General features: G+C 62.0%; 8 protein-coding genes and 3 pseudogenes. 4 read left to right on the top strand and 7 right to left on the bottom strand.

Features of this window, described 5'->3' with window-relative positions; all coding sequences use genetic code 11:
- Positions 1-27 precede the first annotated feature (27 nt).
- From B586_RS04260 to B586_RS21830, 4 genes and pseudogenes are all read right to left on the bottom strand, one after another.
- Positions 28-618, bottom strand: a complete 591-nt coding sequence (locus tag B586_RS04260; RefSeq protein ID WP_054881077.1) for a hypothetical protein — start codon at positions 616-618, stop codon at positions 28-30.
- 125 nt (positions 619-743) lie between these two features.
- Complete coding sequence (locus tag B586_RS04255; protein WP_054880610.1) at positions 744-1,055, bottom strand: ESX-1 secretion-associated protein; 312 nt, start codon at positions 1,053-1,055, stop codon at positions 744-746.
- Positions 1,056-1,129: 74 nt separating this feature from the next.
- Positions 1,130-2,335 (bottom strand): EspA/EspE family type VII secretion system effector, encoded by a 1,206-nt coding sequence (locus B586_RS04250; protein WP_054880611.1) that lies wholly within the window; start codon positions 2,333-2,335, stop codon positions 1,130-1,132.
- Between the two features lie 709 nt (positions 2,336-3,044).
- Positions 3,045-3,406, bottom strand: a pseudogene (locus B586_RS21830) (class I SAM-dependent methyltransferase); the annotation flags it as partial.
- A gap of 92 nt (positions 3,407-3,498) precedes the next feature.
- Between B586_RS21830 and B586_RS04245 the strand changes: the two are divergent.
- Entirely contained in the window at positions 3,499-4,455 is a 957-nt protein-coding gene (locus B586_RS04245) for a nucleoside hydrolase (RefSeq protein ID WP_054880612.1), read from the top strand.
- A gap of 258 nt (positions 4,456-4,713) precedes the next feature.
- Here the strand turns inward: B586_RS04245 and B586_RS04240 are convergent.
- Positions 4,714-5,940: pseudogene (locus B586_RS04240) on the bottom strand (DNA polymerase Y family protein); the annotation flags it as partial.
- 24 nt (positions 5,941-5,964) lie between these two features.
- Positions 5,965-6,644 (bottom strand): annotated as a pseudogene (locus B586_RS04235) (hypothetical protein).
- 264 nt (positions 6,645-6,908) lie between these two features.
- Between B586_RS04235 and B586_RS04230 the strand changes: the two are divergent.
- The 3 genes from B586_RS04230 (at position 6,909) to B586_RS04215 (ending at position 11,165) form a co-directional block, all read left to right on the top strand.
- On the top strand, positions 6,909-7,946 hold the full coding sequence (locus tag B586_RS04230) for a substrate-binding domain-containing protein (protein ID WP_054880613.1): 1,038 nt from the start codon (positions 6,909-6,911) through the stop codon (positions 7,944-7,946).
- Positions 7,947-8,185: 239 nt separating this feature from the next.
- Positions 8,186-10,018 (top strand): diguanylate cyclase domain-containing protein, encoded by a 1,833-nt coding sequence (locus tag B586_RS04220; RefSeq protein ID WP_231590585.1) that lies wholly within the window; start codon positions 8,186-8,188, stop codon positions 10,016-10,018.
- 49 nt (positions 10,019-10,067) lie between these two features.
- A complete protein-coding gene (locus tag B586_RS04215; protein WP_054880614.1) occupies positions 10,068-11,165 on the top strand; it encodes an inositol-3-phosphate synthase in 1,098 nt (365 codons plus the stop codon).
- Positions 11,166-11,190: 25 nt separating this feature from the next.
- On the opposite strand, the gene guaA is transcribed toward B586_RS04215, so the two are convergent.
- Complete coding sequence (gene guaA, locus B586_RS04210; protein WP_054881078.1) at positions 11,191-12,780, bottom strand: glutamine-hydrolyzing GMP synthase; 1,590 nt, start codon at positions 12,778-12,780, stop codon at positions 11,191-11,193.
- Between the last annotated feature and the right edge of the window lie 91 nt (positions 12,781-12,871).

The raw sequence follows: 12,871 nt of genomic DNA, 5'->3' as shown, positions 1-12,871 counted from the left end.
TCTCTGGACTCACCGGAGTGGATCAGTTCACCATTGATCACTCTCTGTGTCTTGTGCGGGGCCATCGTCGCTGTAACGGGTTGCAAACACTTCAGCTTCTGCCGCTGCGGCTTGTTCCGGCGATGGCAAACCCCAGGTATTGCCCACGGATTCACGTAACAGTGCGACGCGGTCTTCATCTGCATCGGCCAGTTGACTCATTCTGTCGAGGATGAAGGCGTACTGGGCCGACTGCGCCTTCTGCCGCGCCAAGTCAGCGATTACCAGGATCTCGGAGGCGACCTGTGATTCACTCATCCACGTCACCCTCTTCGAGAGCTCGACATAGTCGATCCGGCCGTCCATCAGCACCGACACCGACACGGTGCGTGGGGGATTCGTCACCGTGAAAACTGCGATCTCGTGTTCCTCTTGTTCCTCTTGTTCCTCTTGTTCTACTTGTTCTGCGTCCTCCTCAGCCTGACCGCGAGTGTTGTCTACGTCGGGTCCGCTGTCCGGGGTTGCCGCCGACTCGAAGCCAACAATCGGATCCACAGTCGAGCACGCCGCGCCGTCAGCGCCCCAGGGATCCACGGTGTCGAAATCATCGCTCTCGAAGTCACTTCCGGGCAAGACCACCACGGCATCCCTTCTGAATTCGTTGCCACACAAGAAAAGTCGGCCCGGGGAGCAGGCATCGGTTAATCCGAACAAGCACTCGTTGGGAAGACGTTGTGACCTGCCACCCCGTGCAACGAACCTGGTCAGCCGAACACCGAGTCGATATCCTTGCCACACGTTTCGTCGGCCTCAAGATATATGCGCGCCGCGGCTCGCAGATTCTTAGCGAGATCGACACCGGCCGCATGTAAGGACGAGCCAAGAGCGTTGCGGGTGGTCTCATACATTTTTAACGTGTTGTTGAACTGCGAGCAGTACGAACCATGAGTGATCGCCACTGATTCGCCTAGTCCAGCGGCAGCATCGACTCCGGAAGAGGCACCGACCGCCGCGTTGTCGTGGTACGACGCCAGTGCACCCAGGTGCTCGGGCTGAACCGTCAAGTTATCTGTCATTGATCGCATCCCTTCCGTCTAGCATTGCGCTTGCTACGGCGCTGGTTAGCAATGGATTTGACTCGCCAATGGTGTTAAACGACGTGTCGCGTCACCACCCGTTTGCCACCGCCTGATTCAGCGTCTACTGGCGCGCGCTCCGCATCGTCTGTGGCCGCCGCCGCGCCTTCCGAGTACTTCTTCGTCGTCATACCTTTCGACGTCGCCGAAGCGGGATGCATGCCGCCCATACCTTGGGGACCACCCATACCTTGGGGGCCGCCCATATCTTGGGAGCCTTGCGCGGAGACCCTCTCCGGCTGCCCGCCGAGCTGCTCCATAGAGGTTCCGGCCGGGCCATCACCCCGGGGACGCAGCCCCTGCCGAATCGAGGCGGCATGCACCTGAGCCACTTGCGGCAAGCCCACCAAGCCGGACCCGCCCTCAAAGCCGACCAAGCTGGGCAAGCCGGCTGAGCTCGCTAAACTTTCCGCGCTGACCAACCCGGACGAACCGGGTAAACCGGATAAACCGGCCGCGCTGAACAAGCCAGTCACCTGGGACAAGCCGCTGGTCGCGCCACTCAAGCCAGGGACTCCGGTAAACAAGGAGGACAGGTTCGACCACCATTGCGAGAACAGTCCAGAGACCCACCCGGTGAGCTTGTCCCAAAGTTCCTTCAGGCCCGCTAGCGCGCCCGCTATGAACTGCCACAGTTCTTCCAAGATGCCCTTGATTATGTCCACCACATCCGAAATGACGTCCGCGATGGCGGCCGCCAACAACTGCGCCAATCGAGCCAGCAAGGCGACGAATCTGGCCGTGTTGATCGCCGTCTTTACGAGCAGGTAAGCAAGCCCGCCGCCCACTGCGACCATGGCGGCTGCGCAAGCCGGCGCCTGGAAGGCCGCCGATATGGCATACCCGACAATCGGGACGTAGGTCATGTCCACAGCCACCGGACGCACGAACTCAAGCGCCCGCTTTGCGCCATCCAGAATATCGCGTGTCGTCTGGACCGAGTTGGCCTGGTCATGGATCAGGTTTATGAGATCACGATCCAGATCCGCCAGCCCCTGGAATAAATTCACATGATTACGGGTTTTACCGGCGTATTTATCCGCGGCGGCACCTAGCCAGCCACCATTAGGAAACGCCGATGCCAGGTCCTCAAGAGCTTTTTCGAAGAACGATAATGAAGAGTAGAGTATGCCCCCGTCGTCAGGTACTCCGATCCCCAGGAGGGCGTGCAAACCCTCAATGGCACTTATCGTTGGATCAATGATGAACGCTCTACTCATGCTGCCACCTAATCCTAACAGTCGCCGATTCCGGACATACTCATTGATCCCATATTGCACACGTAGGTGCCGCACCCCTGACTGTCATGCTCAGCAGATGTCAACAGTCACGTTAAAGTATATCGCCAGCTTTCACCAAGCAAATCATGAGGTTTTGAGTTTACAAAAACGACATATTTACTACGAGCTTTTAACATTCGATGGTTGATGACTACGTTTATCAGGTCCCACATGCGCCATGAAGTCCTGGTAATGTGAACTGGATCATCTTAACGGTTATCGTTGAATCAGCGCTTTGGCCGGCAGGCTTGATCAAACAATTCACCGCGCATTGGGCGCGCATTGGGGAGGTGCATCGACCAACTCGATTCGCTGCCATAACCCTTCGCCACGGATCTTTTCGGTCTGACCAATGGCCCTCCTCTCCCGGGCGTGAGTCCTGCGCGTCAGCGACGACGCTGCCTGAACGTGACGCCTGCTGTCCAATAGACGTTCGCTACCATTCCATAGTCGAAAGTTATCAAGCTGGCATGTCCCGGCTTGGCTTACAATTCATGAACCGAAACAGTGACGTGGCCCCATAGGCCCGGGCCAATTAGACCTGTACCCGTGTTATTTGTCCACCGCTGTGAGAGTTGGGGGCAGAGTGATCGTCAGCAGGTCGCGTGCCCCGCATTTACCTCGTTCGACTACTTCTTTGGGATACAGCTTCTTTGGGATACAGCCCGGTGGTGGTGTGCAGCAGCAGCATGATCCCGTCGGCAGGCAGCACGCGGTGCGCCATACTGAAAAACGCGTCGTAGCGCTCATGCCCAAAATGCTCGAAAGCGGGCGCTTTCGGACTGCGCGATCAATTGCCTGACATGAGTGACCTGGTTGCGGCTCAGCGTGAGGCCACGACGTTGACGTCGTGTGCTTGCACCGCGCATCAGCCGAGCACGAGATCGGTCTTGGCGATCTGGACCTCTTCCAGCGTCATGCCGTCGCGTTCGAAAAGGCGCAACTATACGTCTGGGTCGGGTCAAGAAACAGCCGGAAGAAGTCGTCGGACAGGTCGGAGTGCGCCTGCACGTCGTCGAAGTGCGGAGTTAAGTCGGCTGTTGGGGATTCGGGTGTTTGGACACCGTGACAGCCTAATCACCAGTCCCAGTATCGTTACCGCGATGAACCCCGTTTTCGTCGACGTCGACACCGGCATCGATGATGCCGTGGCGTTGGTATATCTGCTGGCCAGCGCTGACGCCGATCTCGTCGGCATCGCCTCGACCGGCGGAAATATTGAAGTCGAGCAGGTGTGCGCGAACAACCTCGGCTTGCTCGAATTGTGCCGGGCCGCGGCCATACCCGTGTGCAAAGGCGCCGACGAGCCACTGAGCGGCCAGTGGCCTGAGCACGCAAAATTCCACGGCCCCAAAGGTTTAGGCTATGCCGAGCTGCCCTCCACTGAACGCCGGATTGCCAGTTACGACGCCACGACGGCCTGGATAGCTGCGGCTCGAGCCAACGCGGGGAACCTGATCGGCCTCGTCACCGGGCCGCTGACCAACCTGGCTTTGGCACTGCGCGCCGAGCCGGCACTCCCGACGCTGCTGCGCCGACTGGTGATCATGGGCGGCGTGTTCGACGGCTCCGGCCAGGGTAACGTCGCGGCAGAATGGAACATCAGGGTGGACCCAGAGGCAGCGAGCGAGGTATTTGCGGCTTGGGCTGGGCAACAACAACTTCCGATCGTATGCGGCTTGGATCTGACCCGGCAGGTGGTAATGACGCCGGACATCCTCGCCAAGCTGGTGTCTACCGCAGGTCCGTCTCCGTTGATCCAGGTGATCGGGGACGCGCTGCGGTTCTACTTCGAGTCTCACCAGGCTCGCGACCTAGGTTACGTGGCATATATGCATGATCCGCTGGCCGCAGCGGTCGCGCTGGACCCGGACTTGGTGACGACCCGGGCCGCGACGGTGGAGGTCGAGCTGGCAGATCCGCGCGGCTTGACGGTCGCCGACTGGTCCTCGGATCGAAAGCCCAACGCCCTGATCGGCATTGGCGTAGACCCTGCGGCGTTTTTCGACCGGCTGATTGGGCGGGTCGGACCGTTCGCAGGTCGGGCACACCGAACGTAACAGCGATGCCCATACGGCGGGCACCAAAAATTGGTGGTTTAGCCGCAATGTGAATGGGCACCTATTGCGACATGACCATACGCCGCATCGTTCTGTTTCTTGGTCCTGCGGTAGTGGCGGCATCAGGCCTGAGCACTTCGGTCCTTGCTACCTTCGCTTGGCCATCTGCGGCCGCCCAGCCATGCCACGACGTGGAGGTGGTGTTCGCGGGCAGTTGGCGCGAGCGGAGGTGAGGGGCCTAGGACGCGCTACGGACGCTTACTCGTAGCTGCCTTCTAGATACCACCGCCGCTGGCGGTAGCACAGCAGCAGCGCACGCTCGCTGCCCAGCAGTACCTGGGCGCGGGCGGTGCGACCCCCTTGACCGGCCCACCAGCACAGCGTGTCCTCCCGACCGCGGACGGTCAGTCGGGCAGGCTCAGCGGAGAACATCCCCCGACTGGTCACCCGTATCGGATTCCCCTGTGCATCAAGTAATTCCACTGGGTCGTCGAGCAGCACCGCCGGCGACGGCTTCCGAAGTTGGCCGGGCCACGGTTGACCCGGGTCGGCCTGCGGTGCCGGCTCGTCGCCCAGCGGGGTCAACGTGATGCGTTCGGCCGGCCCGCGACCGCCGGACAGTACGGGCACCCGCACCGCCTCCGGGCCGAGCAAGCCCTGCACCCGCACCAGCGCCCGTCGAGCCCGAAGTTTGTCCTGCTCCCCGAGACCACCCCATAACGGCAACTGCAGTGCCTCGGCGGACACCACCTCCACCGCCTGCAGCCGTAATAGCGTCAGCTCGGCGGTCGGTGAGCAGACCTGAGCATTTCGGTTGCTCAACCAGCCATCCAGTTGCCAACGCACCCGGTCAGCGGTGGCATCCTCGGTCAACGGCTCGGCGCACCGCCATACCCGAGTCAACTCTTCGGCATTGGCGGTGACAGCGTGGATGGCCAGCCGGGTACAGCCCACTCCAGCGGCCCTCAGCGCCTGATGCAGTGCGCCGGCCAGTGAGCGCCCAGCGAAGGCCGCGGCATCAATCCGGTCGATCGGCGGATCGCAGAGCAACACGGCCTCAAGTTCCGGCAGCACCTCACGTCCGGAAGGCGGGCGTTCGGGTGCGCCGCGGGCGAACCGATGTGCGGCCGCCCCGTCGGCGCCGAACCTGGAGGCCACATCGGTAGCCGACAGTGCGGCGAACTACCCGATGGGGCGAATCCCCATCCGCCACAACAAATCCGCTAGTTCTCCTCGTCGGGGACCGGACAGACTCGGCTCGGCGGCAAGTTGTCGGATCGACAACAGCGACAAGAACCGCGCATCCTGTCCAGGCCCAATGACCCGGCCCGCACGCGCCGCGAAGACCGCGGTGGATAACTGGTCGGCGATCCCGACCTGACACTCGGAGCCGGCCGCGGCCACCGCATCAATCAGCCGCTCGGCGGCCTGCTGTTCGGACCCGAAATAGCGGGCCGCTCCGCGCACCGCCAGCACCCGGGAACCGGAACCGGAAAAAGCCACCCGAAATCACCCGGCTCGCGCCCGGCCGCCCACCCGTCTGCCCGCACACACACCGCTGACCTGCAACCGCACCCCACTGATGCGCCCGAATCCGGGAGTGGGTGCGCCCTGGTTGCTCGCCGTGATCTCATAGCCGCAGACCCGGGCCTCCAACCGTGTCGGCGCCCCTTGCCAGTCGCCGTCGGTGACCAGCAAGGTGCAGCCTCTATGTCGGGCGCGGGCTAGCACTGCCCGCGCCCGGGGGTGCGGTACCCGTCGCCCGCCGAGAACAAGGACCACCAGGTCCATGCCGTCGACAAGCACCGCGGCCACCTCCACCGGATCGGTCCCGGGATCCGGTATCACCGCGAGCCGGCTCAGGTCCGCCCCCATCTCCACAGCGGCCAGCAATCCGACATCAGGCAGGCCGGCGATAGCCGCGTTGCCCCCGGCGGCCGTCACCGCGGCAACCATGCCCAACAGCAGTGACCGAGCTCCCGACAGCACCGCCACCGTTCCCCGGCGTAACAGTGCCGGCCCTCGGGTGCCAGCGCCTCAGCAAGCCACTGCGGGATGGCCAGCCGGGATTCCGGCTCCGGCAGCAAGTCAGCAGGGCTGGTGCCGACTTGCATGGACGCCCGGCGCAACGATTCGAGCTGCTCAGCGCGATTTCCATACCGCTGGTCGGGGGCGAAAGCCGCGGTCATGACTAGCCTCCTACTAGCTTTCTCGAGACCACCTTATTCGAATATACGTTCGAGTAAACACGGGCCTCCGGCACCCGTCAAGCCATCGCCCGCCGGCTCGTCAACGAGGCCGGCGGGTGCTGAAACTCGGTTACTATTGCCCTACGGCAAGCGCGAGTTCGGGGACAAGAAACGCTCGGGGGTCTGGCCGCACCACACTGATTCAACGCGTGCCAGACGCTGATATGACCAAACTTGTCGATGCGCCCACGAAAGGGACTCCTGATGAGCACGGGTATGGGCATACCGCTGCGCGCGGCTCGCATCATGCTGATCCTGGGACTGCTACTGGCAATCCTGCCGGCGTGCGGTTCCTCAGGGCCACATCACAAGCTAATGATCGGTGTGTCCTACCCGACCGCAAACAGTCCGTTCTGGAATGCCTACACACGCTTTATCGACGAGGGAGGCCATCAACTCGGTGTCGATATCAACGCCGTGTCGGCTGAAGAAGACGAACAAAAGCAGCTGTCCGACGTGGAGAACCTCATCAGCCAAGGCATCGACGGGCTGATCGTCACCCCCCAGTCAACCTCGATCGCTCCCACGCTGCTGTGGACCGCCGCCAAGGCAAAGATCCCGGTGGTCGTCGTCGACCGTTACCCCGGATATGCCCCGGGGCAGAACAAGAACGCTGACTATGTGGCCTTCCTGGGGCCCAATGATGAGAAAGCCGGCAGCGGCATTGCTGAGGCCCTCATCGCTGAGGGGGGGTCGAAGTTCCTTGCCCTCGGCGGCATGCCCGGCAACTCGGTGGCCCAGGGCCGCAAGGCTGGCCTGAAATCGGCGCTCACGGCAGTCGGTGACCAGCTTGTGCAGTTTCAGTACGCCGGTGACAGCGAAGACAAAGGCCTTGCCGCTGCCGAGAACATGCTGCAAGCACACCCCACCGGCGACGCTAACGCCATCTGGTGCTTCAACGACAACCTCTGCCAAGGCGCGATCAAGGCCGCACGCAACGCCAATCGTGAGAAGGAATTCGTCTTCGGGGGAATGGATTTGACACCGCAAGCAATCGCAGCGATCGAAAACGGGTACTACACCGTCAGCTTTGGCGCCCATTGGCTAGAGGGCGGGTTCGGGCTGGCCGTCCTCTACCGCAAAATTCACGGCCAAGATCCCGTTGAGCAGGTGGTGAAGCTCGACCTGCTCAAGGTTGACAAGTCCAACGTCGCCAAGTTCAAGGCCCGCTACATCGATAACACACCGCACTACGACTTGAAGTCGATCACCCCGTTCGACATGACGATTACCTTGAACTGATCGAAAAACGTCCGATCCGTTCCAGATACTGGGCCGAGAACACCGTCGTCGCAGTCGAACCCGCAACAAACCCAGGACTTGCCAACGAGAACGACCGACCCCGCCAGGACCGACACAATAGTCAGGACGCTGGCTGGGTGACCAAGCGGGTCGCCAAAACTGTTGCACATGAACTGGGCAAGTACCACGACGCCAGCCGAATCGTAGTCGTACTCGAGCACAGTTGTACTCTCTGAGCTGTGGCCGACATTGCAGCAGGGGGCGTCGATCACACAACGGGGTGCGACGCCGAACAATATTTCCAAACGATTGTCACATCAATGGCCGACGGAGTCGTTGTGGTAGGCGTCGACGGACGAATTGAGTCCGTTAATCCCGCCGCTACTCAGATGCTTGGCTTACGAGCCCACGATGTCGTGGATATGAAGCGTGGCCATCCATTCGTCTTCTACGATACGGACAATCAGCGGGTTGACCCCGAGCGCGACGTCATGCGCATCGTGCGACACGAAGTGACAACGATAAGCAAAGTCGTCGGCATCGACCGACCCGACGGCCAACGGTTGTGGCTATCGGTAAACGTGAGCTTGCTTGCGTCTGCGGATCCTCCGCACTCTGCACTCGTAGTCTCGTTTTCCGACATTTCCGCCCACCACCTTTCCATCGAACGGCTCGCCTACGAGGCGACCCACGACTGTCTCACCGGTCTTGCCAACCGCCGGTTCGCGGAAGACCAGATCACCAAATCACTGCAGCATGACGAACACTCTCGATTAGCTGCCGTACTGTTTCTTGACCTCGACGATTTCAAAGTCATCAACGACTCACTAGGCCACGACGTAGGTGACGCGGTGTTGCAGACCGTAGCGCAACGACTGCGCGCGGCCGTTCGGCCCGACGATATCGTCGCGCGACTGGGCGGAGACGAGTTCGTCGTCCTACTCCGGGGTCCCCTTTCGGACACAAATGCTAACGATGTTGCAGACAGACTGCACGCAACACTGTCTGAGCCACTTGTCGTCGACCAGCTCACGGTGCCTATCGGAGCGAGTGTGGGCATTCTTGAGGTAAGACCCGACGATCGACGGCGGGCCGCTGACATCCTGCGTGACGTTGACTCCGCGATGTACGCAGCTAAGAGCAAGAAACAATTCGCCGTCACGCCGCAGCAGCTGGTGCCGTTCGTCGCGCTGATCGCACTGTTTGTGTTTTTCACCGCTGCGGCCGGCGCTAAGTTCTACGCACCCTCAAATCTGCTGGTCATTCTCCAGCAAACCGTGGTGCTGGCGATCGTCGGATACGGCATGACCTTCGTGATCGTGGCGGGCTCCGTTGACCTATCGGTGGGCTCGATCGTCGCATTGACCGGAGTCACCGTGGCACTCATAGCAGCACAGAACCAATTCGCGGCGATCGTCATCGCCCTGCTGGTGGGGTTGGCCGCCGGGATCGTCAACGGCATCGTTTTTGCCTACGGGAAGATTCCGTCGTTCGTTGGCACCCTCGGCATGCTTCAAGTCTGCCGCGGTCTCACCCTGATGATCAGCGACGGCGCCGCCAAACCGATGCCGTTTCACGGAATATTGGGCTCAATGGGAGCCATGCCGTGGATCCTCATCATCGGTTTTCTCGTCACGATCCTGGCGGGGATCCTGTTCCAATTCACTATGTTTGGGCGGTGGGTCAAAGCCGTCGGCGGCAACGAACGTGTCGCAACGTTGGCCGGAGTGCCCACCCGCGGGATCAAAGTCGCGATTTTCGCGGTCTGTGGCCTGATGGCGGGCGTCGGTGGTGTCGTGCTTGCCTCCCGCCTCGGAAGCGGGACACCCACTGCAGCAACCGGTTTCGAGATCGATGTCATCGCCGCAGTCGTCATCGGCGGCACGCCCCTCACCGGCGGACTGGGACGACTCAGCGGAACGTTGATCGGTGCGGTAATCATCTCGATGGTCTCCAACGGCATGGTGTTCATGGGTGTTGGGGGCGCCGCCTCGCAGATCATCAAGGGAGTTATGCTCGCCGCTGCGGTTTTTGTCTTCCTGCAACGCCGCAAGATCGGCATCATCAAGTGATAAGCACGATGCAACTCCCGCACGAGACAAAGTTTGGAGAACGCCCTTAATGAGTAAGCACAATCCGGTGGCGGCGCTGAATGAGGTCCGAGTCGCCATTGTCGGCGTGGGCAACTGCGCGTCCTCGCTGGTTCAGGGCGTCGAGTACTACCAAAACGCCGACGACACCTCCACGGTGCCCGGTCTCATGCATGTCCGGTTCGGCCCCTACCACGTGCGCGACGTTAAGTTCGTAGCGGCCTTCGACGTGGACGCCAAGAAGGTCGGCTTCGATCTGTCGGACGCGATCTTCGCCTCGGAGAACAACACCATCAAGATCGCCGACGTGGCGCCCAGCAACGTAGTGGTGCAGCGCGGGCCGACGCTGGACGGCATCGGCAACAACTACGCCAACACCATTGAGCTGTCCGATGCCGAGCCCGTCGACGTGGTCCAAGCGCTGCGGGACGCCAAGGTCGACGTACTGGTGTCCTACCTGCCGGTGGGTTCCGAAAAGGCCGACAAGTTCTACGCCCAGTGCGCCATCGACGCCCGCGTGGCGTTCGTGAACGCGCTGCCGGTGTTCATCGCCTCCGACCCGGTGTGGGCCAAAAAGTTCGCCGACGCTGGTGTGCCCATTATCGGCGACGACATCAAGAGCCAGGTCGGCGCCACCATCACCCACCGGGTGATGGCCAAGCTGTTCGAGGACCGCGGTGTGCAGCTGGACCGCACCATGCAGCTCAACATTGGCGGCAACATGGACTTCCTGAACATGTGCGAGCCGGAGCGGGTGGAATCCAAGGAGATCTCCAAGACCAAGTCCGTGCTATCCAACATGCAGCGCGAGCTCACCCCCAAGGACCTACACATCGGAATGGCCGGTCACATGGCCTGGCTTGATGACCGCAAATGGGCCTATGTGCGGCTGGAGGGCCGCGGTTTCGGCGACGCGCCGGTGAACCTGGAATACAAGCTCGAGGTGTGGGACTCGCCGAACTCGGCGGGCATCATCATCGACGCGGTGCGCGCGGCAAAGATCGCCAAGGACCGCGGAATCGGCGGACCAGTGATCGCGGCGTCGGCCTACCTGATGAAGAGCCCGCCGAAGCAGCTATCCGACGAGATCGCGCGTGCCCAGCTCGAAGAGTTCATCTCGGGTACTTAGGGACGCCAAGTAAGCGGTTCCGCAGCTATTCCCACTCGATGGTACCGGGCGGTTTACTGGTGATGTCCAGCACCACGCGGTTAACCTCGGCTACCTCGTTGGTGATGCGCGTCGAGATGCACTCCAACACCTCGTAGGGCACCCGGGTCCAATCGGCGGTCATAGCGTCCTCACTGGACACCGGCCGCAGCACGATTGGGTGTCCATAGCTGCGGTTGTCTCCCTGCACACCGACCGACCGGACGTCAGCCAGCAGTACTACCGGGCACTGCCAGATCTGGTGGTCCAGACCCGCCGCGGTCAGCTCCTCACGCGCGATCGAGTCGGCTCGCCGCAGCGTGTCCAGCCGCTCGGCAGTGACCTCGCCGACGATCCGGATGCCCAGACCCGGACCCGGAAACGGTTGGCGCGCAACGATTTCCTCCGGCAGGCCCAACTGTCGACCGACCGCGCGCACCTCGTCTTTGAACAGCAACCGCAGCGGCTCGACGAGCTTGAATTTCAGGTCGTCGGGCAGACCACCGACATTGTGGTGGCTCTTGATGTTCGCGGTGCCGCTGCCCCCACCGGACTCCACCACATCCGGATACAGCGTGCCCTGCACCAGAAACTCAATCTCGGAATCAGATGCGTTGTCGCCCAACACATCCCGTACTGCACCCTCGAATGCCCGGATGAACTGCCGCCCGATGATCTTGCGCTTGCCCTCGGGGTTGGTCACACCCGACAGCGCCTGCAGGAAGGTGTCGGCCACGTCGACGGTGACCAGCTTGGCGCCGGTGGCGGCGACGAAATCGCGCTGCACCTGTGCGCGCTCACCGTCCCGCAGCAGACCATGATCGACAAAGACACACGTCAATCGGTCTCCGATGGCGCGTTGCACCAGTGCCGCGGCCACCGCGGAATCCACACCGCCGGACAGGCCGCAGATCGCATGGCCATCGCCGATCTGGGCACGCACCTGCTCGACCAGCACACCGGTGATGTTGGCCGCCGTCCAATCCGCGCCGAGCCCAGCGAAATCGTGCAGAAACCGGCTGAGTACTTGCTGCCCGTGTGGGGTGTGCAGCACCTCTGGGTGATACTGCACCCCGGCCAGGCGCCGGTCCCGGTTCTCGAAGGCGGCCACTGGAGCACCCGCGCTGCTGGCCACCACGTCGAATCCGTCCGGCGCGGCGGTGACCGCGTCACCATGGCTCATCCAGACCGGCTGAACACCGGGCAGGCCTGAATGTAGGTCACCGCCAAGGACTTTCAGCTCTGTCCGGCCATATTCGCTGGTCCCAGTATGGGCGACAGTCCCGCCGAGCGCCTGCGCCATGGCCTGAAACCCGTAGCAGATCCCGAACACCGGCAGACCGAGATCGAACAGCGCCGGATCGAGCCGCGGAGCACCGTCGGTGTAGACACTGGCCGGTCCGCCGGAAAGCACAATCGCCAGCGGATCACGGGCGGTGATCTCCTCGATCGAGGCGGTGTGTGGGATTACCTCGGAAAAAACCTGTGCCTCTCGAACCCGGCGGGCGATCAGCTGCGCGTACTGTGCGCCGAAGTCAACCACCAACACGGGGCGGCCAGACGGTCCAGCCTTGTCGAGGTCAGCAGAGTCGGCCACGAGTAGCCAGTCTAGAGGCTGGCAGCAGCTGCCGAGGCAGGCGGTGACAAGGTCTGCGGCACTGGCGGTGACCATCACCGAAGGTTCACCG

The organism is Mycobacterium haemophilum DSM 44634, assembly GCF_000340435.2.
Taxonomy (GTDB): Bacteria; Actinomycetota; Actinomycetes; order Mycobacteriales; family Mycobacteriaceae; genus Mycobacterium; species Mycobacterium haemophilum.
The sequence above is the reverse complement of the archived record's forward strand: the minus strand, read 5'-3'. Positions and strand labels throughout refer to the sequence as shown.